The organism is Pseudomonas thivervalensis (genome assembly GCF_001269655.1).
Classification (GTDB): Bacteria; Pseudomonadota; Gammaproteobacteria; order Pseudomonadales; family Pseudomonadaceae; genus Aquipseudomonas; species Aquipseudomonas thivervalensis.
In genome coordinates this window covers 315356-337665 of the sequence record NZ_LHVE01000013.1, presented here as the reverse complement: position 1 = coordinate 337665, position 22310 = coordinate 315356, and the positions used below count along the sequence as shown (strand labels likewise).

The following is a 22310-nucleotide window of genomic DNA, read 5'->3' as shown; positions in this document are numbered from 1 at the left end:
AGCAAGACCGTGGACGGCCTGACCACGGAATTTTTCTGGCAGGGCGACCAGCTCGTCGCCGAAAACAGCCCGCGCCATCACCGCAGCTACATCTACGAACCGGGCACCTTCCGTCCACTGGCGATGCTCAACGGCGAAGGCCCGGAAAAAGCCACGCCGTTCTACTACCACCTCGACCACCTGGGCACGCCCCAGGAACTCACCGACCCCGCCGGCCAGATCGTCTGGTCGGCGCGCTACAACGGCTACGGCAAACTCACTGAACTCCAGCGCGGCGACGGCGAACAACTGGAACAGCCGCTGCGCTTTCAGGGCCAATACTTCGACCCCGAAAGTGGCCTGCACTACAACCGGCACCGCTACTACAATCCCGAGACTGGCCGCTATTTGGCGCCTGATCCGAGCAAGTTGGCGGGTGGGCTCAATGGGTATCGGTACACCTTGAACCCGACGGGGTGGGTGGATCCGTTGGGGTTGGAAGGTTGCCCGGGCGACGGATGTAGAAAGCCCGCCGTCGGTAAGCAAGACCCGACGGTCAAGCTTGGGGTGAATGAGGGTGAGCCGGCGCTGCCGATGACGGCAGAGCAGCGGCGGGCCAGAATTCAGGAGCTTTCTGAAGAAAACGCTAAGCGACGAGTTGTGGAAGTGGAAGAAAAATACGATATGCATACCATAGACAAACATGGTCCCCACATTCCCGATATCGTGCTTAGGCAACGAGCAATAGACGGAACAGATCCAATAAGCGGGGCTCCGGGTAGATTAAATAAAAGTTCTCAGTTTAGAAGTTGGAAGATGCAATTGCATGCTCTAAATGAGGCCTTAACAAGAAAGGCAAGAGGGTTGCCCGCCCACACGGGCTTCGATAGAGCGGGAAATCCCATCCTCAGAATTGAGATGCCCGGCGCCGGTCGTGGTTATAAGCCCAATAGAAGGGATAGTCAAAATCCAATACTAAATGAAAATATGAATGGGGCAGAGATAAAATTCGATAAAGAGCAAGTGGATAGGCCTTTTACTGCATTTCCTATTGACTAACGAATGTATGGGGAGAAGTTATGTTGAAAGCTCCATTTACTGAGCTGCCATATGAGCCTACCGTTGTCATGTTTTTGGCAGGACTTGAGACTGAATATAATGATCGCGAATTCAAAGATGAGTTATTGAAGCTTGATCCAAATAGCAAGATGGGTCGGGTGGAAATAATAAAAAAATATATTATCAAGGGGCAAGAGTATTTGTCATACAGGCATAAGTTTTTACTTGTTAAAAAGTTGGAGGGTGCATTAGCAAATAAAAATTATGATTTTTCTTCCGCTTTTGAATATGACTACGAGACGGATGAGCCATCACCTTCACCTTGGTCAGCATCGGAAATTGATACGCCTCGTAGCTTTTTTGAGGATGTTTTTAATGTGGCGAATGATGCTTGGAGAGCTGACATTTTGAGGGCCGCTATGGAGGACCCTTCGACGTGGTGATATTGGATAAACTTCTAAATTCGTCTGTAGTGAAATGCGCTCTAATAAATAAGAAAGATGCTTAAACACCCTTTCCTAAAAGAGAAATTTGTTCCTGATCTTATGTGGTTTGTTGGGCGGTTTGATGTATACGATCGCGAAGAGACTCGTGGGGCGATGCTAGAAATTTACGATCCTGATGATGCGCACGATAGGCTGGAGCTTATTCGTAAGTATGGGCTGGATCTGGAATGCTTGTCTTATAGGCATAGGTATGTGTTGCTGTCATTTCTTAAGGAAAAACTCAATGATCCGACTTTTGATTTTCAAAGCGTGTTTGACATAGAAGAAGACTGTGCTGGTAGCTGGCCTCGCGGGGAGTGGTATAGCTTGAAAAGTCCAAAAGGTTTTTTTAAAGATGTTTACATGTTAGCAAAAGAGAAATGGAAGGAAGATCTCCAAGAAGCTGCTCTGGAAGATCCATCCAGTTGGTAAGTTTTGAGGGGTGTCGCCTGCGGGCTAATGGGTAGATTATTTCGAGAACAGCACACTAGAACGTGTTACGACAGGCCGAAACCCTGGGACTGGAGAAATCGAAATTATAATAGGGGTCGTAGGGAGGGCTGCCGAAAACTCCTTCAGCGGCGACACGCTTCGTAAGTCATAGAGATAAATTGAACGTGATTTATAGGCCGACACGCGTTTTTAGGCGCAATGATTTGTTTGAAAGTGCTGAGTCGATCGATTCTTGGCGAAAGGTCGGAGAGGGGTATAACAGAGACGGCCACATATGGTCGTGCATTAGTAATATTGAATAAAAATGATCCAGTAACTGCATGTGCAGGTCCAAAAAAATGAAACAAAAACCAAGCATGATGCCCTTGGTAGGGTTGTTGTTTGTGTTTAATATTGAGAATGCCCGCAACGAAGAGCGGGAGGAGCTGATAGTTTCAAAAAATATAAATGTCGATGCTGAACTCTCTGAGTTGTTTGATATCTTGCTTGGACCGGAGTTTTTGAGTTGTCCGCCCAGCGCGCAGGAAAAATATATTGAAATAATTAGCTATTATCTGAAGGCTGGCGACACCTTTGATATTTTGTTTGAAGATATGGATACGTATTTTGATCAGGAAATTCATGATCGGCGACACTTTATGGAAATATTGCTGGGCTGCCTCAGGCGCTATTGCTCAGAGGGGAAGTTTATAATTTAATTGGGGGAAATATTCGAAAGGTAACTAGGCATGGATGAGATGAAGCGCTCAATTGAGGTAGAGCATTTGCAGGTGGGATTAAGTGCGGCTCGCATATGATTTGCATGATGTCTGGGGGTTGTTGTTTGTTTTCAGTATTGAAAATACTCATGACGTGGCGCGTGAGGAAATAATAACTTCAAAAAATGTAAATGATGATGAGGAGTTGGGTCAACTATTTGATTTGTTGATTCGTCCGGAATTTTTATTTCACAGTCCAAAGGATAAAATTTTGTTGATTAATACTCTCAGCTATTTCCTAGAAAACGGTGATAGCTTTGATAGGGTTTTTTTGAATTTGGATGCGTATTTTGATGATGTTAATGATCAGCGCCGATTTATGCGAGTCCTGTTGGCTTCTTTGATGAGATATCAAGCGGAGAGTTGATCGTTCCCACGCTCTGCCGGGGGGAATGCATCTCGCAGATGCTTTGCGTCACCTTCCAGAAGCGAAAAGCCCCTGGCGGCGTTCCCATGCAGGAGCGAGGGAATGATCGAATAGGAAGCAATGAAATGATCGATCCAAGCACCGGCCAGTCCTATATACCCACGCCTGCGTATTTTTTGGGTTGCTTTGAAATATATGATCGAGAAGAAACGCTAGGGGAGGAGCTTGAAAAATATGATCCCAACAGCCCAGCGGATCGAGAGACATTGATCTTAAATTACTCGCTGTCTAAAAAATGGAAAATAACGTACAGGAAAAAGTTTGCATTGTATAAAAGTTTGGAAGAAGCGCTGCGAGACAGCAGTTATGATTTTCAGGCTTTACTAGAACATGATTGTCAGGAGTGCTCATCGCTACCCAACGGGTGGGACGCAATGGACGATCCAAGAATTTTTTTTGAAGATATATACAGACTGGCGAGTGAGCTATGGGCGGATGATCTCCGCAAAGCTGAGTCTGAGGACAGATCTACTTGGGATTATATATAGCTAAATTGCCGATAAGGGACTTTGTCTCAAAAGGTGGAAATATGATCGTTCCTACTACACTACCCAACCGCTTTCGTGGCGAGGGAGCTTGCTCCCGCTGGGCTGAAGCAGCCCCAAAACAGCCTACTCGATCAACCAGACACACCGAGGTTGCCGTTCAGAAGAGGGGGCTGCTGCGCAGCCCAGCGGGAGCAAGCTCCCTCGCCACAGGGGTAGCGCCAGGCGTACGGGCCAATGCGGGATTCACTTACACCGACAACCCCAACTCCACCACAAGCTCCCGCTCAGCCAAACCCTCCACCAAATACACACTCCCTCCCAAAATCTCCTTGGCATGGTGCTTGGCCTGGGAAGCCAGTTCCGCCAACTGGCTGGCATCCAGCACGCCGCAGTCCTCGGTGCGCAGGTGCACCACGCCAATCGACAATGACAACAACGCAAACTCCTGTCGAACCCCCTGTCGGTTCAACGCCGTAAAACATCCTGCCTCCAAATGTTCGGGGCGGTAGAAGCGGCGGCAGTGGGTCTGGAAGTCGCTGAGTAGCTGGTCCAGGCGCTTGCGCCAGTCTTCCGGGCCTAGGACCAAGAGGAAGTCGTCGCCGCCGATGTGGCCGACGAAGTCGCGGCTGGGGTCGATGCGTTCGTTCAGGCATTGGGCCAGGCACAGCAGGACTTCGTCGCCACGGCCGTAGCCGTAGATGTCGTTGAAGGGCTTGAAGCTGTCGATGTCCACGTAGCAGATCACCGACTCCTGCCGTTGTTGCAGCAGGCGCGTGAGGCATTGCTGGATGGGGACGTTGCCCGGCAGCAGGGTCAGTGGGTTGGCGTAGCGGGCCTGTTGGATTTTCAGTTCGGTGATGAGCTTGAGCACATCGATCACCCGGCCGAGGCCCAGGTAGCCGCCGTTCAGGGTGATGATGAAGTCTTCTTCGATGCGCTGTCGGGCGCGGCTGGTGATCAAGCGGCTGACTTGTTGCAGCGACTGGTTCAACTCCACCGCCAGGAAGTCATCGCTCATCAACCGGCTGATGGGCTTGCGGGCGAACAGGTCAGTGGCGAAGGGCTTGAGCAAGGCGTCCGAGAGTGAGTGGCGGTGGACGATGCCACAGGGTTGGTTCTGATTGTCCAGCACCGCCAGGGAGTTGAGGTTGGCCTGGCGCCGGAATGCCTCCAGCACGGAGGCTGTCGGCGTGTTGTGGGCCACCGCCGGCTGTTCGTTGAGCAGCGCACTGAGGTCGTTGACCTCATCATTCAGCGCCGCCACGCCGCTGTCCTGCCGGGGCATCAGCGCCCTGGCGTCGCGTGACGGTTGTTCCTGGGGGCGGGCCAGCAGATAGCCCTGGACCAGGTCGACGCCCATTTCGATCAGCACCGCCAGTTCTTCCGGCAATTCGATCCCTTCGGCGATCACCTGGGCGCGGGAGGCCCGGGCGATTTTCAGAATCGAGCCCACGAACTCGCGCTTGAGGGCGTCCTGATGGATGCCGTCGATGAAATGCCGGTCGATCTTCACATAGTCGGGCCGCAATTCGGACCACAGCCGCAAGCTCGAGTAACCGGCGCCGAGGTCGTCCAGAGCAATCGAGAAACCCATCGCCCGATAATGATGCAGGGCGGTTTGCAAGAGCTGGAAATCATCGATGGGGGTCTGTTCAGTCAGTTCGATCACCACCTGGCTGGGGGCGATGCCGAAGTCTTGCAGCAATTGCAGCGTGCGCCCCGTCTGGTGCGCGGACTCCAGCAAGGACTCGGGCGAGACGTTGAGAAACAGCTTGCCTGGCAGTTTTTGCTCGTTGAAGCGTTGGCAGGCGCTGCGGCGGCACGCCAGTTCCAGCTCGCTGAGGCGTCCGGCCTGACGCGCTACCGAGAGCAACGCGATAGGGGAGTGCAGCGGGCTGTTGGAAGGCCCGCGGGTCAGGGCTTCATAGCCCACGATACGCCGTTCGGAAAGGCAGATGATCGGTTGGAACAGGCTGTGCAAACCGCTTTGAGCCAGGATCGAACTCAAGGCACTCAGCTGTTCTGTCGTGGTCATGGCAGTCTCTGGCGATAAAAAAAAGGACCGGGCGCGGAGCACCCAGTCCTGTATTTCACGACAGACTGATGTCAGTTTGATGACACTCCGACGAGCATCACCATTAAATCGCCATCATCCTAGTGCTTGGCGATCGCCGTGTTGAGTTTCAGGTAATCCAGCAGGATCCGCCCGGTCTCGCTCAGGTAGGCATCGTCTTCCGGCTTGGTTTTTTCCGGCTCGGTGATCAGGTCTTCGTCCTCTTTCTTCAGCTCTTTGAGCGGTTCTTCGCCCTTGGCCTTGCGACGCAGGTTTTCCATGGCCAGTTGCTTGGCCTCGATGTCGGCATGCTGCGCGCGACGGTCGGCTTCGTTGAGGGTGACGGTTTTCTCCATCATCAACTTCTGCGCCAGGGCCAGCTTGTCGCGGATGAACACGAACTCCGCGTCCTGGGACGAACGGGCGTCGTGGTCCGATTTGAGTTGGGCCAGGTAAGGCTTGAACGGGTCCACGGCCGGTTTGATCGCCGGCCGGATGGTGTCCCACGGCATGGCTTCGGGCAGGGCGCTTTCACCGATTTCCTTGGTGTCGATGATCGACGGGTAATCGATGTCAGGCAGCACGCCTTGGTGCTGGGTGCTCTGGCCGGACACCCGGTAGAACTTCGCCAGGGTCAGCTTCAGTTCGCCATGGTTGAGCGGCTGGATGGTCTGCACGGTGCCTTTGCCGAAGGTCTGGCCGCCGATGATCAGCGCACGGTGATAGTCCTGCATGGCGCCGGCGAAAATCTCCGAGGCCGACGCCGACAGGCGGTTGACCAGCAAGGCCATCGGCCCCTTGTAGAACGCCCCCGGGTTTTCGTCTTCGAGCACATCCACCCGGCCATCGGCGTTGCGCACGAGTACGGTCGGGCCCTTGTCGATGAACAGGCTGGTCAGTTCGGTGGCTTCCTGCAGGGAGCCGCCGCCGTTGTTGCGCAAGTCGATGACCACGCCGTCGACTTTTTCCTTCTGCAGTTCGGTCAGCAGTTTCTTGACGTCGCGGGTGGTGCTCTTGTAGTTCGGATCCCCGGCACGGAAGGCCTTGAAGTCCAGGTAGAAGGCCGGGATCTCGATGATGCCGAGCTTGTAGTCCTTGCCGTCCTGCTTGAGGTTGAGGACCGATTTCTTCGCGGCCTGTTCTTCCAGCTTCACCGCTTCACGGGTGATGGACACGACTTTGCTGGTCTGGTCGTTCGGCGCATTGCTGGCCGGGATGACTTCCAGGCGCACCACCGAGCCTTTCGGGCCACGGATCAGCTTGACCACTTCGTCCAGGCGCCAGCCGACCACGTCGACCATTTCCTTGTTGCCTTGGGCGACACCGATGATCTTGTCCGCCGGGCTGACCTGCTTGGTCTTGTCCGCAGGGCCTGCCGGGACCAGGCGCACGATCTTCACCTGGTCGTTGTCGCTTTGCAGCACGGCACCGATGCCTTCCAGGGACAGGCTCATGTTGATGTCGAAGTTTTCCGCGTTATCCGGTGACAGATAATTGGTGTGCGGGTCGTAGGACATGGCGAAGGTATTGATGTAGGCCTGGAAAATGTCCTCGGCGCGGGTCTGGTCCAGGCGCGCCAATTGGTTCTTGTAGCGCTTGGTCAGGGTTTCCTGGATCTGCTTGGGATCCTTGCCGGCGATCTTCATGCGCAGCACTTCGTCCTTGACGCGTTTGCGCCACAGGTCATCGAGCTCGGCTGTGCTTTTGAGCCACGGGGCGTCCTTGCGGTCAACCTGCAAGGTTTCCTTGGCATTGAAGTCGATTTTGTCGACGCCTTTGTTCAGCTCGGCAAGGGCGTAGTCCAGGCGCGCCTTCACGCGGTCCAGGTAGCGCTTGTAGATGGTGAACCCGGCGTTCAGGTCGCCGCTCTTGAGGAAATCGTCGAACTGGGTCTTCCACTTGTCGAATTCGGCGATGTCGCTGGCCAGGAAATAACTGCGCGATGGATCGAGCAGCTTCAAGTAGCTGTCATAGATGATGACCGAGCGCGCGTCATCGAGCGGCGGCTTGCTGTAGTGATGGCGCTTGAGCAATTCGACGACGTTAAGGCTGGCAATCACCTCGTCACGATCGGGCTGAAGCTTGTCCCAGCTGTTGGCTGCGAACGTATCGTTCGACAACGGTAACAGGCCGAGGCCAATGACGAGCGCGAGGGCGGTGCTGGGGAACAAATGCTTCATGCTGATTCGACGCAGGGACAATTGATAACGCATATTAGGCCGTCTTTGAAGTCGCCGGTTCCATGTGGCCCGGGCGCATAATGCAAGAAAGCCCGGCGTTGAAGCAGCGGGCCCAGTCGAGACTCACTATGGAGGCACCGTGAAAGCATTGCAAGGCGTTGAAGGCCAAGTGGTATGGGCTGATGAGCCAAGTCCGGCGTGTGATGTCGGGCAAGTTCGCATCCGTGTGGCGGCCGCCGGCCTGAATCGGGCCGATTTGTTGCAAAAAGCCGGACTTTACCCGCCGCCACCCGGCGCCAGCCAGGTGTTGGGGCTGGAATGTTCCGGCGTGATCAGCGAGGTCGGGCCGGGCTCGTCCTGGCAGGTGGGCGACCGCGTGTGCGCGTTGCTGGCCGGCGGTGGGATGGCCGAGGAGGCGGTGGTCGATGGCCGGCATGTATTGCCAGTGCCCGAGGGCTTGTCATTGGCTGAAGCGGCCGCCCTGCCTGAGGTCTACAGCACCGCGTGGCTGAATCTGTTCCAACTGGCCGGGCTCAGACCGGGCGAGAAAGTGCTGCTGCACGCCGGGGCCAGCGGCGTCGGTTCGGCCGCGATCCAACTGTGCAAGGCGTTCGGCAACCCGTGCTGGGTCAGTGTCGGGTCGACCGAGCGGCTGTCCTATTGCGAGGCCTTGGGCGCCCAAGGCGGCGTGGTACGCACCGATGGCCTGGAGAGTTTGAACGACCTGGGTCCCTTCGACGTGATCCTCGACCCGGTGGGCGGCAGCTACGCCAAACTCAACGTGAAACTTTTGTCAGTTGACGGGCGCTGGGTGTTGATCGGCCTGATGGGCGGGCGCTCGACCGAGCTCGATCTGGCCCAGGTTCTGGGCAAGCGCATCCAACTGCTCGGCTCGACCCTGCGCAGCCGCGACGAGCAGTTCAAGGCCGACCTGATCAGCGAGCTGGGGCAACAGGTGTGGCCGCTGTTTGCCGACAAACGCCTGAGCCCGCAACTGGCCCGGACCTTCGCGATCAAGGACGCCGAAGCGGCGTTCGCGGAGCTGGCAACCAACCAGGTGTCCGGCAAGTTGGTGCTGCTGATCGATGAAAGTCTGAGCTGATTGCGACAGCTATGTGCAACCTGTGGCAGATGTGTAGGAGCTATGTAGGAGTTATGTAGGAGCGATGTAGGAGCTGCCGAGTGAAACGAGGCTGCGATCTTTCCAAGAACAATCGGATCCCAAGCGAAAGATCAAAGGATCGCAGGCTTCGCCAGCTCCTACAGGTCCGCGGGAACATGACGGGCCCTCTCATCCTATCGACGGTGGCTTCTACTCTTGACCGGCGACCTCGGGCAAGCGGACCTCTGGTCGGCAGTCCGTATCCGTTGCGCTAACCCTGCTAGCGTTAACTAATGGGGATGGGGTAACCGCAGCTTTCATTTCATCTGCGAGGTGAAGAGGTTGATCATGGCCATCGCCGAATGGCGCATGCAGGGCGTCGAATTCGTTGCCTGCAACTGCAATTGGGGCTGCCCCTGCCAATTCAATGCACCACCGACCCAGGGTCACTGCCAGGCGGTGGCGTCGATGCGAGTGGAGCACGGCTATTTCAATCAGGTGGCGCTGGATGGCTTGTGCTGGGCCGCCACCTTCGCTTGGCCGGGCGCCATCCATGAGGGCAACGGCAGTTGTCAGGTGTTCATCGATGAACGTGCCGACGAGGCGCAACGCCAGGCCCTGCTGACCATCCTTTCTGGCCTGGAGAGCGACCCTGGGGCCAACGTGTTCCAGGTGTTCAGCAGCACCATGACTGAAGCGTTCGAGCCGCAATTCGTGTCGATTACCCTATCCATCGATGTCGATCAACGCTTGGCGCACCTGGACATTCCAGGTGTGTTGCAGGCCAGCGGCGAGCCGATCCGCAGCCCAATCGACGGCTCACCGCATCGCGTCCGCCTATCCCTGCCCGAGGGCTTCGAGTTCCATGAGGCTGAAGTCGCCAGCGGCAGCTACCAGACGCATTCCGCCCTCAAGCTGCAATCCCAGGGCAGTCATAGCCACCTCGCCCACGTGCACTTCACCGGCCATGGCATAGAGCCGTAACGATGGCAGAACCCCAGGCGGCGACCCAGAGCAAGCGGCTGACAGGCGAGCAGTGGCTGTTCCTGCTCTGCCTGCTCGCGCTGACCGCCCTGGCCTGGCTGACGCTGCTGCGCATGGCCCGCGACATGAATGCGCCGGGTGGCATGGCGGATGCGGCAATGGCCGGCATGATCATGCCCTGGAGCCTGGCCGATGCGCTGCTGATGTTCGCCATGTGGGGGGTGATGATGGTCGGCATGATGCTGCCCAGCGCCCTGCCCATGTTGCTGATCTATCAGCAGATGCTGCGCAAGCGCATGCCAGCACCGCAACGACACCTGGCCCTGCTGCTGTTCTGCAGTGCCTATGGCCTGGTCTGGGCTGGCTTCGCCCTGGGCGCTACGGCGCTGCAATGGGCGCTCGAGCAACTCGCCTTGCTCAGCCCGGGGATGCGCACCACCAGTACCGCCCTGGGCGCCGGTCTGTTGCTGGTGGCAGGCGTCTATCAGTGGCTGCCAAGCAAGGCCGCCTGCCTTGAGCATTGTCGCGGGCCGCTGCATTTTCTTCTGGGCTACTGGCGCCCCGACGTGCTCGGCGGCTGGCGCATGGGCCTGGCCCATGGCGCTTACTGCCTGGGCTGCTGTTGGGCGCTGATGGGGTTGCTGTTCGTGGTCGGCGTGATGAACCTGCTCTGGGTGGCAGTGATAGGGGCCTTCATCCTGCTGGAGAAAAACCTGCCCCAGGGACTCTGGCTCAGTCGTGCCTGTGGTGTGTTGTTGCTCGGCTGGAGTTTTTGGCTGCTGCTAGGTTGAACCTGTGGGCGAACAAGCTCGCTTGTATGGTCCTGTATTCGCGGGCTTGGATCGCCCCCGTGGCGAGGGAGCTTGCTCCCGCTGGGTGGCGCAGTCGCCCCCAAATCGGGGCGACTCGCCCGTCCAGGTCGACCGCGTCGGCTGGTTTTACGACTGCTTCGCAGCCGAGCGGGAGCAAGCTCCCTCGCCACAGGAACCGGGGTGCTCTTCCCGCCCGGTGTTTATTTCCAGGTATGAATCGGCCAGCCGGCTGATTCGGCATGGGCCTTCAACACCGGGTCCGGGTTCACCACATGCGGGTAATCCACCCGCAGCAACAACGGGGCCAACACGTGTGGCCGTTGTTTGTCGATAAACGCTTGAATCCGCAACTGGCCAGGACCTTCGCAATCAAGGATGCCGAAGCGGCGTTGCCGAGCTGGTGAGCAACAAGGTGTCAGGAAAGTTGGTGTGGGTGATTGATGAAAGCCTGAGCTGACTCCGGGGAGTGCGCCCAGGCTTTCCCGTGCTGCCTGAATGTGGAAAACCATGTACTGCCTAAGGGTTGACCTAGAGGTTAACCCTTAGGACCTGAGAGAACATCCGTTGCTCGTTGCTGTTTTTACGGACAATGGAGTAGTTGATCAGGACGGGTTTTCCACTGTTTTCGGATACCCAGGCACTGGGAATGTCAAAAACGTTGGCTTGGCCGGACGTCACATCCTGGCTTTCAGTATCGTGGGTCGTGACACCGACCCAACGAACCCTGACGGTGTAGCCTGTCTCACCGCCGTAGTTCACGCTAACCTTCGAGTTGGAATAACTCGGTGCCAGTAATGGGTCCACCGCTTGCGGGTCGATATGCAGCGTCAATCTTGCCGACTCTATCGTTTCACCAACTCCTTTCTCCTTGATTGAGTAGCCGACCTCGACAGATCGGCCGATATTATCAACGACTTCCAGGCGAGGGATGGCGATCAGTCTTTTTCCTGGGGGATCTCCGACGGTGATGATTTCGCTGTTGTAGTTGACCCGTCCCTGCCAGCGCGCCCTGATGGTATCGGTGGCATGCATACCTGCGTAGTGAGGTACTTCAACCTCCACATGCGCGTCGGTGTAGATATCGCTCATTTTCAGATGGTCGCCCGCGGCGTTATACGTTTTGGGAACCTTGGGTTTTGTCGGCGATTCAGGAAGGATGGCTTGATCGACCTCGCGATATTCAAATGTTGCTTGCCCTTGGAAAGTGTTGGCTAAGGTAATTTTTATGATGGGCAAAACAACACCTGTCAGCTCATGGAAGCGTCTCTGATCATGTTGCACGGAGCGAATGCCGGTATCACGCGTGTACATGAAGGCTTCGATCGGTAGTTGCTCAGGAATGCCAGCCTGCCAAGTCGTCAATTTCATATCGTTGGGCGCGTCATAAGCAATGGGAAAAACTAAAGGCCCGGTCATCAAGGCCTGATAAAAAACGGGAGCCGTTGGCGTAGTGGATGATTTGCTAACGTCAAAGCCGCAGCGTTTTTCACCTTGGGGATACTGGACGTAATGAGCGGCCCATTGTTCGGCTGTATGAATGCCTTGTACGCCGCAAGGTTCACTGACGACAGGGGCGTTCTGGTGTGCACCACAGCCTTTGTTGGAGCGATGGTCCGATGCTCCGTCGACGGGGAAGAAACATAGAACCTCTATGCGCAGTTTATCGGGTGGTGTTTCCAGGTTGGGAAAGAATATATAGCCCTTATCATAGGTATAGGCCAGGCGTTTAATATTGAAGTCCGAGCGCAAGTAGGAGAATGAAGTGCCGCCTACGCGTATCGCCGTGTCGCTGGGATTCCAGACATCGTAGGGCTTGCCCTCTGCATCGCTTGTACCTCGCAGTAGAATTCCCGAACACAGAAATGCCGGTCTGTTGACGGTGCCGCAGTCGGCTCGGGTGTCTTGGTAACGACGGGTTAGTTCTGCCGCTAGCGCAGGGCCGTGAAGGGGTTGGAGGGGGACAGCAACTATACTGTTCTGCTGTGGAGGGCTGACAGGAGAAGTGTCTGATGCGCTTGAAATTGAACCGCTCGACAATAACAAGAAAAAAATGAGTATGACGGGTAATTTCTTCATCTTTGCAATCCCCTGTGATACCTGACTCGGTTTCAGGCCACTGCGTGCTAGTTGAAGCATTAGCCTGTGAATGAGGCGCTATGTCTACTGTCAACAATGACAGGTCCAAGTGCACTTCTGGCTGAGGGGGCTTCAACATTTTTTCCCTGACCATGCATCTGCGCCTGAACGGATTGCAGGCCCTGATGCAAGGCAGGTGTATCGCGGGATTTGAACGAGATACATCGAGAGGTCCAGAACACATCCCGAACTCGGGAGCTGCACTGAACCTGTGGGAGCGAGCCTGCTCGCTCCAAAGGGGGGCTTATTTCCAGGTATGGATCGGCCACCCGACCGATTCGGCGTGGGCCTTCAGCACCGGGTCCGGGTTGACCACGTGGGGGAAGTCCACCCGCTGTAACAGCGGCAGGTCATTACGTGAATCGGAATAGAAACTCGCGCCTTCAAGGTTCTCTTCCTCGGCATCCAGCCAGTCCAGCAACCGCGTGATCTTGCCTTCGCGGTAAGTCAGGGTGCCCACGGTCTTGCCGCTGTACACCCCATGCGTCAGCTCCAGTTCGATCGCCAGGATCTCATCGATGCCCAGGCGCTCTGCAATCGGTTTGACCAGATGCGTGCCCGAAGCCGAGATCACCAGGATCCGGTCACCGGCCTTGCGGTGTTCGGCGATGGCCTTGGTGGCGTCGCTGAAGATAATCGGCTCGATGAAGTCTTCCACCCACGGCGCCACCAGATGCTCGATCTCCTCGGGCGTGCGGCCGATCATCGGCTCCAGGCTGAAGTCCATGTACGCTTCCATGCGCAACTTGCCGTGGCTGTAGGCATCCATCAGCTCGTTGTTGCGCCGCATGAACGACTCGGGATCGACCCAGCCCAGGCGACCCATCTGTTCACTCCAGAGGGTGGCGCAGTCGCCGTGGATCAGGGTTTCGTCCAGATCAAAGATTGCCAGGGCCATCAGCACGTTTTCCTTCTCAAGATCAGCTTCAAAATCAACAAGGCCGTCAGGCTACCTCACACAGGGCCGACGGATCGATGGAAAGTGCCAGCCGTGCACCGTCAGGATGCAGGTCGGCAGCCGAGCGGTTGAGCACATCCACCACCAGTTCCACACCGCGGGCCTCGACCCGGTAGCGGATCACGTTGCCCAACAGGCTGTGGCTGCGGATCAGCGCATCGGCCTCGCCGCTGCGGCTCAGCTCGATGGCTTCCGGGCGGATGGCGATGCGACCGCTCACCGGCCGCTGCAGCAGTTTGCTCGCGCTGTCGGCGTCCAGCAGGTTGTAGTTGCCGATGAAACCGGCGGCAAAAACATCGACGGGCGCAGTGTAAAGGGTTTCGGCGTCGCCGCTTTGTACGATCTTTCCCTGGTTCATCAGGAAAATCCGATCAGACATGGTCAGGGCTTCTTCCTGGTCGTGTGTGACAAAGATCGTGGTCAGGCCCAACTCACGCTGGATCTGTCGGATCTGTTCGCGCAAGTGCTTGCGAATCCGCGCATCCAGGGCTGATAGCGGCTCGTCCAGCAGCAACAGCCGCGGCCGCGTGACCAGGGAGCGGGCCAGGGCGACGCGCTGGCATTGGCCGCCGGAGAGTTGATGGGGATAGCGCGCGGCAAATTCATGCAGCTCCACCAGGCGCAGGATCTCCAGCACGCGCTGGCGGCTGTCCCCGGCATCGACCTTCTGCATGCGCAGGCCGAAGGCGACGTTTTGCTCCACGGTCATGTTGGGGAACAAGGCGTAGCTCTGGAAGACCATGCCGATGCCACGTTTCTGCGGGCTCAACGGGACGATGTCTTGCCCGTCGAGGATGATCTGGCCGGCATCCACCGCAGTCAGGCCGGCAATGCAGCGCAACAGCGTGGATTTGCCGCAACCGGAGGGGCCGAGCAGGGTGACGAATTCGCCCTTGCCGATCTCGCAGTTGATGTCGCTGAACACCGGTGTGCCGGCGTAGCTTTTTTGCAGGTGTTGGACGCTGACGTAGCTCATTGGCTTTTGTCCTTGCTCAAGATGTTGGCCGCCCAGGTCAGGACCAGTACGAAGAAGAAGTAGGAAATCACCAGTGCACTGGTGAAATGGCCGCTGCTGTTGCGCATGTTGTTCAGATACACCTGCAGGGTTTCATAGCGGGTGCCGACGAGGATGTTGGCGAACACGAATTCGCCGAACAGGAACGAGAAGGACAGCAGCAGCGCCACCATCAGGCCCTTGCGCAGGTTCGGCAGCACCACCAGGAATGCGGCCTGGAAGGTGCTGGCGCCGAGCAGTTGGGCGGCGTCCATCAGGTCGCGCAGGTTGATCGCTTGCAGGTTGTTGGTGATCGCCCGGTACATGAACGGCAGGGCGACGGTGAAGTAGCAACCGATCAGGATCCACGGCGTACCGACCATCGCCAGCGGCCCGGAGCCGTAGAGTTGCAACAGCCCCACCGACGACACCACCGGCGGCACCGCGAAGGGCAGCAGGATGAGGATGTTCATCAGCGCGTCGAGCTTGGGAAAGTGGTAATGCACCACGAACAGCAACGGCAGGATCAACACCACCGAGAGCACCAGCGCACCGACGCAGACCAGCAGCGATTGACCGAAGGCGTGGAGAAAACGCGGGTCGCTCCATAGCTGCACATACCATTTTAAGGTGAAGCCGCTGGGCAGCACGGTGGCCGACCAACTGCTGGCAATGGAGTAGACGAGTGTGCCGGCCAGGGGCAGCAAGAGGATGGCGAACAGCAGGTACACCACCACCCGATGATAGAGCCCGACGGAGCCCGGTTCAGCGCGAGACATGGTAGCTCCTCTTGAGCAGCAACTGATGGACGACGGTCACCACGGTCATCAACGCCACCAGCACTACGGCCAGGGCACTGGCCAGGTTCGGGTCGAGGGAAATGTCACCGGAGACCATGGCGGCGATGCGGATCGGCAGCACGTTGAAGTTGCCGGTGGTCAACGCGTAGACCGTGGCGTAGGCGCCAAGGGCGTTGGCCAGCAGGATCACGAAGGTGCCCAGCAGCGCCGGGGTCAGTACCGGCAAGCCGATGTGCCGCCAGAACTGCCAGCCGTTGGCGCCGAGCAACTCGGCGGATTCGCGCCAATCTTCGCGCAGGGCGTCGAAGGCTGGATAGAGCAGCAGCACGCCCAGGGGAATCTGGAAGTAGGTGTAGAGAATGATCAGGCCGGTTTTCGAGTAGAGGTTGAAATCCTCGATGATCCCCGCCTGCTTGAGCATGAGCGTGATGCTGCCGTTGAACCCCAGCAAAATGATGAAGGCAAAGGCCAGGGGCACACCGGCGAAGTTGCTGGTCATGTTGGCGAACGCATTGACGAAGTTGCGCAGCCGCGAATCCACCCGGCGCAGGGAGTAGCTGCCGAGCACGGCAATGACGATGCCGAACACACTGGACCAGAAGCTGATCTCCAGGCTGTGCTGGATCGCCTGGCGATAAAACTTCGAACTGAAGATCTTGCTGAAGTTGGCCAGGCCCCAGCCGAATTCTTCCGATCCCAGGCTGTTGATCATCACCCAGAGCAGCGGGGCGATCTGGAACACGATGAAGAAAATCGCGAAGGGCACCAGGCACAACGCTGCCAGCCATTTGCCGCGCGTCATGGCGTTCACTTGAGTAGCTCCTGGCAATAAGGTTTGTCGTGGTCGACGCCGAGCAACTGGCAAATGGTGCCGCACAGTTCGGTCTGCTTGGGCGCGGCAGCGGGATCGAAACTGAAGCTGTCACCCAGCACGAACAGCGGCACTTCCCGTTCTTCGGCCAGCAAACCGTTGTGGGAACGGTCGTTGTTCATGCCATGGTCGGAGGTCACCAGCACCTGGTAACCGGCGTCGAGCCAGGCTTGCAGGTAGACCGCCAGGTTGATGTCGGCCGAGCGCGCACTGTTGCGGTATTGCGGGGTGTCGAGGCCGTGCTTGTGGCCGGCGTCGTCGATGTTCATCGGATGCACCAGCAGGAAGTTCGGCAGGTAGCGCTGGCGCAGGTGTTCGGCGTCGGCGAACAGATGGGAGTCGGGGTAGTGGTCATTCCAATAGAAATGCCCGTATTGAATCGGCAGGTCGGGGTTGTCGGTGTGGCGGTCGCGACCGGCAACGAAGGGTGAAACGTTGTAGAGCTCGCTGACCCAGTGATACGCCGCAGCCGCCGTGCTCAGGCCGGCCTGGGTGGCGTAGTGGAAAATGCTGCGCTGGTTGGACAGGCGCGTGACGTTGTTGTGCACGATCCCGCTGTCGATGGGCACGGCGCCGGTGAGGATGCATTCGTAGAGCGGGCGGGACAGGGCGGGCAACTCACATTCCAGTTTGTAGAGGGCCGCGCGTCCTGCGCCGACATAAGCCTGCAAATGCCCCATGGCATGCCGGGCGACCTCGTAGTTGAGGCCGTCGAGCACCACCAGGATGACGTTGTGCTTCATGGGTACCGGGACTCCCAGCAGGTATCAATGAGGTTTTGAATTCACCTGGCTTCACTGTGGGAGCGAGCCTGCTCGCGATGGCGGCTGACCTTCAACAATGATGTTGACTGACATGCCCCTATCGCGAGCAGGCTCGCTCCCACAGTTGGATCTTCTCCAGAAATCCGAGTGGGTATTACCGCTTTATTGCATGTTGATGATCACTTCTTCCTGCCACTTCTGTGGCAGCGCCTTGGAAGTCTTCTCCCACGCATCCGCATCCTTGATCGGGGTCACGCCTTTGTACTGCTCGTTCGGCAGCAGCTTGGCCTGGACCTCTTCCGGCAGTTTCAGGTGTTCGGCGCGGATCGGACGGGCGTTGCCCTTGGCCAGGTTGATCTGGCCGGCGTCGCTGAAGATGTACTCACGGGCCAGCTTGGCGGCGTTCGGGTGCTTGGCGTATTTGTTGATGATGGTGGTGTAGCCTGAGATGACCGAGCCGTCGGACGGAATCAGCACGACGTAGTCATCCGGGTTGGCCATCTTGGCCTTGTAGCTCAGGCCGTTGAAGTCCCAGACCACACCCACTTCGACTTCACCTTTTTCCATCGTGGCGATGGTCGGGTTGGCCATGGACAGGCGCCCTTGCTTGGCGATCTCGGCGAACATCAACAGCGCCGGTTGAACGTTCTTCTCGTCGCCGCCGTTTGCCAGGGCCGCGGCCAGCACGCCGTTGGCGGCCTGGGCGGCGGTGCTCACGTCACCGATGGAGACTTTGTACTTGCCGGTCTTCAGGTCGGCCCATTTGGTCGGCACTTCGGAGCCGTGCAGCAGCTTCTTGTTGACGATGAAGGCGATGGTGCCGGTGTAGGCCAATGCCCAGTTGCCGTCCTTGTCCTTGGCCCAGGCCGGTACTTGTTCCCAGGTGCTTGGCTTGTAGGGCTGGACTACGCCCTGCTTGACTGCGATCGGGCCGAACGCCGCGCCGACGTCGCCGATGTCGGCGCTGGCGTTGTCTTTTTCGGCGGCGAACTTGGCGATTTCCTGGGCCGAGCTCATGTCGGTGTCGATGTGTTTCAGGCCGTAGAGCTTGGCCAGGTCGTCCCAGGTGCCTTTCCAGTTTGCCCAATCATCGGGCATGCCGACGCTGTTGACGGCGCCTTCCGCTTTCGCAGCGGCTTCCAACGTTTTCAGATCGGTGTCAGCGGCCATGGCGGCGGTGCACATGGCAATGGTCGAGCCTAACAGTGATGCCAGGAAAAGCTGTTTCATCCGAAGCTCCTATGGGCGTTTTCAACGCTGCGATTGCGGTTGTGTTGGTCTAGGTCAGCAATACCTGAGCCAATGTAGGCGAGCCCTGTGACATTTTGATGTCGGTGCCGCAGGCGCCGGGAAATGCCAGGCTCGTGGAGGTTGGCTGCGAATTAAGCGTAGACCATGGTTAAACAGCTGATCTGCAAGGACTTGGCCGTTAATTTGCACGCTTGCAAAATGACCGTTCGGCGGCTCTGTCATCTGCCAGTCATGTGCAGTGCCTAGGCTTGCTGGACCCAGAAGCGGATCGACGGGGCGTCGATCCTGCCCCGAAACAGTGCTGGTCTAGTCCAGATAGGTAACGTTGATGCGCATCGATGCAACCAAAGCGGTGACAGCCATCGGACAGGTCCTGCAAGAGCAGCTTGACCACGGGTTGCTGGCGCCCGGCAGCAAGTTGCCGGCCGAGCGCAAGCTCAGTGAATTGTTCGGGACCACGCGGATCACCGTGCGCGAGGCATTGTTGCAGCTCGAAGCCCAGGGACAGATCTATCGGGAGGAGCGCCGGGGCTGGTTCGTTTCGCCCCCGCGCCTGGCCTATAACCTGATGCAGCGCAGTCATTTTCACGCCATGGTCGCGGCCCAGGGGCGTGTGCCATCTACCCAAGTGATCTCGGCGCGCCTGCAACCGGCTTCGGCGGCCGTGTGTGCCTGGCTGCAGCTGCCGGCGCTGTCCAGCGTGATCCAGATCTGCCGCGTGCGGCGTATCGACGAGCGGTTGGTTCTCTACGTCGAGCACTACCTGAACCCGCAGTATTTTCCGGACATCCTCGGGTTCGACCTCAACCAGTCCATGACCGAACTGTACGCCCGCCATTACGACCTGCACTACGGCCGGGTGAAGTTTGAAATCGTGCCCACCTCGTTACAGCCGGAAGCGGCAGCGGCGTTGAAGGTTTCGGTGGGCAGCCCCGGACTGCGCATCGCACGGGTCAACTATGACCAGCATCAACGGCTGATCGATTGCGACCTGGAGTTCTGGCGACACGATGCGATCCATGTCGGCGTGGATGTGCCGGAGCAACCGGTGCCGGAATAATCGCCGACGGCCTGAGGCAGGCTCAGAGCGACTCGTTGAGCTTGCTCAGAATCTTGATTATGACTGTGGCGAGGATCAGCAGCATGCCGACCCACATGGCAAAGACGCCGACGTTCTTGTCACGGAAGTTGAAACCGATGGCCAGCAGGATCATGCCGGCGATGATGGGCACCAGCATGGCGTTGAACGAAGACATCGAGATCATGACGACGGCCTTGTCGAGGGGGATAAGGACAGTCTAGTTGGGGTTTGGCTGGGGTGGGTTGATGTGTGTCAACACACCCCGCCAGTCTTGAGGCGGATGCAGTTGTGGCGAGGGAGCTTGCTCCCGCTGGGTTCTGTAGGAGCTGGCGAAGCCTGCGATCTTTTGATCTTTCGCTTGAGACTCAAGGGTCTGGGGAAAGATCGCAGCCTCGTTGCACTCGTCAGCTCCTACACAGCTCCTACAGCCCAGTGGGGTTATGGCAATTCGCGAGACGCGTAGAACGCGCTCAACACCTTCACCAGATGCGCCAGGTCATGGCTGCCGCACAGTTCGCGGATCGAATGCATCGCGAAGGTCGGCAGGCCGATGTCCACGGTGCGCACGCCCAACTGGCTGGCGGTGATCGGGCCGATGGTCGAGCCGCAACCCATGTCGCTGCGCACCACGAAGCTTTGCACCGGTACTTCTTCGGCCATGCACAGGTGGCGGAAGAACCCGGCGGTTTCGCTGTTGGTGGCGTAGCGCTGGTTGCTGTTGACCTTGATCACCGGCCCGGCGTTGAGTTTGGGGCCGTGGTTGGCGTCGTGCTTGTCGGCATAGTTGGGATGCACGCCGTGGGCGTTGTCGGCCGACACCAGCAGGGATTTCTGAATGGTGCGCACGAATTCTTCACCTTCGGGCAGCAGGCGACGCAGGGTTTGTTCCAGCATCGGACCGTCGGCACCACAGGCCGAGCATGAGCCGACCTCCTCGTGGTCGTTGCACACCAGCACGCAGGTTTCTTCAGTGTCGGCGGTGAGCAAGGCTTGCAGGCCGGCGTAGCACGACAGCAGGTTGTCCAGGCGCGCGCCAGCAATGAAATCGCCATGCAGGCCGATGACCGCGGCGCTTTGCGTGTCGTAGAAACTCAGCTCGTAATCGAGCACCACGTCGGCATTCAGGCCGTGTTCGCGGGCCAGTTGATCGGTGAGAACAGCACGGAAATCGACGCGCTCGTCACCGGCGAACTGGGCGAGGATCGGCGGCAGTTCATTCTGCGGGTTGATGGCCCAACCCTGGTTGGCTTCGCGGTTGAGGTGGATGGCCAGGTTCGGAATCGTGGCGATCGGCGCCTTGAAATCGATCAACTGGCTTTCGACCTTGCCATCGCGGCGGAAGGTCACGCGCCCGGCCAGGGACAGGTCGCGGTCGAACCACGGCGCCAGCAGCGCGCCGCCGTAGACTTCCACGCCCAGTTGCCAGAACCCGTGGCGTTGCAGTTCCGGCTGCGGCTTGACCCGCAGGCAGGGGCTGTCGGTGTGGGCGCCGACCAGGCGGATGCCGTCGTGCAACGGTGAGTGGCGACCGAGCTTGAAGGCGATGATCGAGGAGTCGTTGCGCGTGACGTAATAACGACCGTTGGCCTCGGTGGCCCAGGTCTCGCGTTCGTCAAGACGCTGGTAGCCGGCCGCCTCCAGGCGCTTGGCCAGGCTGGCGGTGGCATGGAATGGGGTAGGGGAGGCCTTGAGGAAGTCGATCAGGCCTTGGTTCAACTCTGCGCGCATAAGTCACTCCAGACAGCAATGGGCGGGAGTTTACCGTATTGCTGGACGATGGGGAGGGGAGAGGGGGATGTATATGGGGAACTTGGGTTGTCGCACCCGTGGCGAGGGAGCTTGCTCCCGCTGGGCTGCGTCTGTAGGAGCTGTCGAGTGCAACGAGGCTGCGATCTTTCCCCAGCCACTTGAGTCTCAAGCGAAAGATCAAAAGATCGCAGGCTTCGCCAGCTCCTACAGAGCCCAGCGGGAGCAAGCTCCCTCGCCACAGTGCCAGTGGTGTTTCTTAGAACGGTGCCGGGCACTCGAAGCGCAGGCGTTCGCCGCTTTGCGGATGAGTGAAGCTCAGCATGCTCGCGTGCAGGCACAGGCGTGGCCAGGCGGCGAGGGCCTGCGGGTGGGCATAGAGCCCGTCGCCCAGCAGCGGGTGACCGATGGACAGCATGTGTACGCGCAATTGGTGCGAACGCCCGGTGATCGGCGTCAGCTCGACCCGGCACCAATCGCCGCAACGTTCCAGCACACGCCAGAAGGTCAGGGCGTGCTTGCCCTGTTCATGGTCCACCACGTGCCGGGGTTTGGTCGGCGGGTCGTAGCGCAAGGGCAGGTCGATGCTGCCGCTGTCCAGCTCCGGTTGGCCCCAGCACAGCGCCGTGTAGGCTTTTTCGGTTTCACGGTCATGAAACTGCCGGGACAGTTCGCGGTGGGTGTCCGGATCCCGGGCCAAGAGGATGATGCCGGAGGTTTCCCAGTCCAGTCGGTGCACGATTCGTGCTTCCGGATAGCCGTTTTCCTGCAGGCGGGTGATCAGGCAGTCCTTGTTGTCGTCGGCCCGGCCGGGCACGGAAAGTAACAGGGTCGGCTTGTCGACCACCAGGACAGCGGCGTCCTGATGAATGATGCGGATGTTGGACAGGGGCATTGAAAACAGTCTCGTTACAAACGCCAACGGCGGC

At 58.3% G+C, this 22310-nt stretch carries 22 protein-coding genes and 2 pseudogenes; 11 read left to right on the top strand and 13 right to left on the bottom strand.

The features are described 5' to 3' along the window. The 6 genes from AD659_RS19510 to AD659_RS19485 all read left to right on the top strand — a co-directional run. Positions 1 to 1038, top strand: a 1038-nt coding sequence (locus AD659_RS19510; protein WP_211269636.1) for an RHS repeat domain-containing protein, incomplete at its 5' end; no start/stop codon positions are given. A 20-nt stretch (positions 1039 to 1058) separates the two neighbouring features. Further along, complete coding sequence (locus tag AD659_RS19505) at positions 1059 to 1481, top strand: hypothetical protein (protein ID WP_053124172.1); 423 nt, start codon at positions 1059 to 1061, stop codon at positions 1479 to 1481. Positions 1482 to 1538: 57 nt separating this feature from the next. Next, complete coding sequence (locus AD659_RS19500) at positions 1539 to 1955, top strand: hypothetical protein (protein ID WP_053124171.1); 417 nt, start codon at positions 1539 to 1541, stop codon at positions 1953 to 1955. 359 nt (positions 1956 to 2314) lie between these two features. After that, positions 2315 to 2674 (top strand): hypothetical protein, encoded by a 360-nt coding sequence (locus AD659_RS19495; protein WP_053124214.1) that lies wholly within the window; start codon positions 2315 to 2317, stop codon positions 2672 to 2674. 82 nt (positions 2675 to 2756) lie between these two features. After that, a complete protein-coding gene (locus AD659_RS19490; RefSeq protein ID WP_053124169.1) occupies positions 2757 to 3101 on the top strand; it encodes a hypothetical protein in 345 nt (114 codons plus the stop codon). Between the two features lie 125 nt (positions 3102 to 3226). Beyond that, complete coding sequence (locus AD659_RS19485; RefSeq protein WP_053124167.1) at positions 3227 to 3649, top strand: hypothetical protein; 423 nt, start codon at positions 3227 to 3229, stop codon at positions 3647 to 3649. Positions 3650 to 3896: 247 nt separating this feature from the next. Here the strand turns inward: AD659_RS19485 and AD659_RS19480 are convergent, their stop codons facing one another. After that, a complete protein-coding gene (locus AD659_RS19480) occupies positions 3897 to 5684 on the bottom strand; it encodes a bifunctional diguanylate cyclase/phosphodiesterase (protein WP_053124165.1) in 1788 nt (595 codons plus the stop codon). Positions 5685 to 5803: 119 nt separating this feature from the next. Beyond that, the gene (locus AD659_RS19475) at positions 5804 to 7882 is read right to left on the bottom strand and encodes a carboxy terminal-processing peptidase (protein WP_167352837.1); all 2079 of its coding nucleotides are present in this window, start codon (positions 7880 to 7882) and stop codon (positions 5804 to 5806) included. Between the two features lie 139 nt (positions 7883 to 8021). Between AD659_RS19475 and AD659_RS19470 the strand changes: the two genes are divergently transcribed. From AD659_RS19470 to AD659_RS19460, 3 genes are all read left to right on the top strand, one after another. Then, positions 8022 to 8984, top strand: coding sequence for a zinc-binding dehydrogenase (locus AD659_RS19470; protein WP_053124161.1), 963 nt, complete (start codon positions 8022 to 8024; stop codon positions 8982 to 8984). Positions 8985 to 9332: 348 nt separating this feature from the next. Beyond that, complete coding sequence (locus tag AD659_RS19465; RefSeq protein ID WP_053124159.1) at positions 9333 to 9968, top strand: DUF1326 domain-containing protein; 636 nt, start codon at positions 9333 to 9335, stop codon at positions 9966 to 9968. A gap of 2 nt (positions 9969 to 9970) precedes the next feature. After that, entirely contained in the window at positions 9971 to 10759 is a 789-nt protein-coding gene (locus AD659_RS19460; RefSeq protein WP_053124157.1) for a DUF2182 domain-containing protein, read from the top strand. A gap of 221 nt (positions 10760 to 10980) precedes the next feature. Here AD659_RS19460 and AD659_RS29840 read toward each other — a convergent pair. Next, a pseudogene (locus AD659_RS29840) lies at positions 10981 to 11082 on the bottom strand (HAD family hydrolase); the annotation flags it as partial. Here AD659_RS29840 and AD659_RS29435 point away from each other — a divergent pair. Continuing rightward, a pseudogene (locus AD659_RS29435) lies at positions 11083 to 11237 on the top strand (NAD(P)H-quinone oxidoreductase); the annotation flags it as partial. A gap of 71 nt (positions 11238 to 11308) precedes the next feature. Here the strand turns inward: AD659_RS29435 and AD659_RS29835 are convergent. The 7 genes from AD659_RS29835 to AD659_RS19425 form a co-directional block, all read right to left on the bottom strand. Continuing rightward, on the bottom strand, positions 11309 to 12856 hold the full coding sequence (locus tag AD659_RS29835; RefSeq protein WP_153043898.1) for a hypothetical protein: 1548 nt from the start codon (positions 12854 to 12856) through the stop codon (positions 11309 to 11311). 304 nt (positions 12857 to 13160) lie between these two features. Continuing rightward, positions 13161 to 13814 (bottom strand): HAD family hydrolase, encoded by a 654-nt coding sequence (locus AD659_RS19450; protein ID WP_053124152.1) that lies wholly within the window; start codon positions 13812 to 13814, stop codon positions 13161 to 13163. Between the two features lie 46 nt (positions 13815 to 13860). Then, positions 13861 to 14850, bottom strand: coding sequence for an ABC transporter ATP-binding protein (locus AD659_RS19445; protein ID WP_053124150.1), 990 nt, complete (start codon positions 14848 to 14850; stop codon positions 13861 to 13863). Then, a complete protein-coding gene (locus AD659_RS19440) occupies positions 14847 to 15647 on the bottom strand; it encodes an ABC transporter permease (protein ID WP_053124149.1) in 801 nt (266 codons plus the stop codon). The genes AD659_RS19445 and AD659_RS19440 overlap by 4 nt, the downstream gene beginning before the upstream one ends. Then, positions 15634 to 16470, bottom strand: coding sequence for an ABC transporter permease (locus AD659_RS19435; protein WP_162277327.1), 837 nt, complete (start codon positions 16468 to 16470; stop codon positions 15634 to 15636). The genes AD659_RS19440 and AD659_RS19435 overlap by 14 nt, the downstream gene beginning before the upstream one ends. Positions 16471 to 16475: 5 nt before the next feature. Then, positions 16476 to 17282, bottom strand: coding sequence for an alkaline phosphatase family protein (locus AD659_RS19430; protein WP_053124145.1), 807 nt, complete (start codon positions 17280 to 17282; stop codon positions 16476 to 16478). 183 nt (positions 17283 to 17465) lie between these two features. Continuing rightward, positions 17466 to 18533 (bottom strand): ABC transporter substrate-binding protein, encoded by a 1068-nt coding sequence (locus tag AD659_RS19425; RefSeq protein ID WP_053124143.1) that lies wholly within the window; start codon positions 18531 to 18533, stop codon positions 17466 to 17468. A 349-nt stretch (positions 18534 to 18882) separates the two neighbouring features. Between AD659_RS19425 and AD659_RS19420 the strand changes: the two genes are divergently transcribed. Continuing rightward, complete coding sequence (locus AD659_RS19420) at positions 18883 to 19614, top strand: UTRA domain-containing protein (protein ID WP_053124141.1); 732 nt, start codon at positions 18883 to 18885, stop codon at positions 19612 to 19614. Positions 19615 to 19636: 22 nt separating this feature from the next. On the opposite strand, the gene AD659_RS19415 is transcribed toward AD659_RS19420, so the two are convergent. From AD659_RS19415 to AD659_RS19405, 3 genes are all read right to left on the bottom strand, one after another. Further along, complete coding sequence (locus tag AD659_RS19415) at positions 19637 to 19819, bottom strand: hypothetical protein (RefSeq protein ID WP_053124139.1); 183 nt, start codon at positions 19817 to 19819, stop codon at positions 19637 to 19639. Between the two features lie 254 nt (positions 19820 to 20073). Then, positions 20074 to 21363 (bottom strand): M18 family aminopeptidase, encoded by a 1290-nt coding sequence (locus AD659_RS19410; protein WP_053124137.1) that lies wholly within the window; start codon positions 21361 to 21363, stop codon positions 20074 to 20076. A gap of 277 nt (positions 21364 to 21640) precedes the next feature. Continuing rightward, entirely contained in the window at positions 21641 to 22276 is a 636-nt protein-coding gene (locus AD659_RS19405; RefSeq protein ID WP_018612476.1) for an RluA family pseudouridine synthase, read from the bottom strand. Positions 22277 to 22310 lie beyond the last annotated feature (34 nt).

What these genes read in the sequence shown, in the direction of transcription:
- AD659_RS19405 (WP_018612476.1), bottom strand. Translation starts at nt 22,276, where the DNA reads ATGCCCCTGTCCAACATCCGCATCATTCATCAGGACGCCGCTGTCCTG.
- AD659_RS19425 (WP_053124143.1), bottom strand. Translation starts at nt 18,533, where the DNA reads ATGAAACAGCTTTTCCTGGCATCACTGTTAGGCTCGACCATTGCCATG.
- AD659_RS19435 (WP_162277327.1), bottom strand. Translation starts at nt 16,470, where the DNA reads ATGACGCGCGGCAAATGGCTGGCAGCGTTGTGCCTGGTGCCCTTCGCG.
- AD659_RS19415 (WP_053124139.1), bottom strand. Translation starts at nt 19,819, where the DNA reads ATGATCTCGATGTCTTCGTTCAACGCCATGCTGGTGCCCATCATCGCC.
- AD659_RS19440 (WP_053124149.1), bottom strand. Translation starts at nt 15,647, where the DNA reads ATGTCTCGCGCTGAACCGGGCTCCGTCGGGCTCTATCATCGGGTGGTG.
- AD659_RS19480 (WP_053124165.1), bottom strand. Translation starts at nt 5,684, where the DNA reads ATGACCACGACAGAACAGCTGAGTGCCTTGAGTTCGATCCTGGCTCAA.
- AD659_RS29835 (WP_153043898.1), bottom strand. Translation starts at nt 12,856, where the DNA reads ATGAAGAAATTACCCGTCATACTCATTTTTTTCTTGTTATTGTCGAGC.
- AD659_RS19465 (WP_053124159.1), top strand. Translation starts at nt 9,333, where the DNA reads ATGGCCATCGCCGAATGGCGCATGCAGGGCGTCGAATTCGTTGCCTGC.
- AD659_RS19420 (WP_053124141.1), top strand. Translation starts at nt 18,883, where the DNA reads ATGCGCATCGATGCAACCAAAGCGGTGACAGCCATCGGACAGGTCCTG.
- AD659_RS19505 (WP_053124172.1), top strand. Translation starts at nt 1,059, where the DNA reads ATGTTGAAAGCTCCATTTACTGAGCTGCCATATGAGCCTACCGTTGTC.
- AD659_RS19500 (WP_053124171.1), top strand. Translation starts at nt 1,539, where the DNA reads ATGCTTAAACACCCTTTCCTAAAAGAGAAATTTGTTCCTGATCTTATG.
- AD659_RS19450 (WP_053124152.1), bottom strand. Translation starts at nt 13,814, where the DNA reads ATGGCCCTGGCAATCTTTGATCTGGACGAAACCCTGATCCACGGCGAC.
- AD659_RS19475 (WP_167352837.1), bottom strand. Translation starts at nt 7,882, where the DNA reads ATGAAGCATTTGTTCCCCAGCACCGCCCTCGCGCTCGTCATTGGCCTC.
- AD659_RS19485 (WP_053124167.1), top strand. Translation starts at nt 3,227, where the DNA reads ATGATCGATCCAAGCACCGGCCAGTCCTATATACCCACGCCTGCGTAT.
- AD659_RS19430 (WP_053124145.1), bottom strand. Translation starts at nt 17,282, where the DNA reads ATGAAGCACAACGTCATCCTGGTGGTGCTCGACGGCCTCAACTACGAG.
- AD659_RS19410 (WP_053124137.1), bottom strand. Translation starts at nt 21,363, where the DNA reads ATGCGCGCAGAGTTGAACCAAGGCCTGATCGACTTCCTCAAGGCCTCC.
- AD659_RS19495 (WP_053124214.1), top strand. Translation starts at nt 2,315, where the DNA reads ATGAAACAAAAACCAAGCATGATGCCCTTGGTAGGGTTGTTGTTTGTG.
- AD659_RS19445 (WP_053124150.1), bottom strand. Translation starts at nt 14,850, where the DNA reads ATGAGCTACGTCAGCGTCCAACACCTGCAAAAAAGCTACGCCGGCACA.
- AD659_RS19460 (WP_053124157.1), top strand. Translation starts at nt 9,971, where the DNA reads ATGGCAGAACCCCAGGCGGCGACCCAGAGCAAGCGGCTGACAGGCGAG.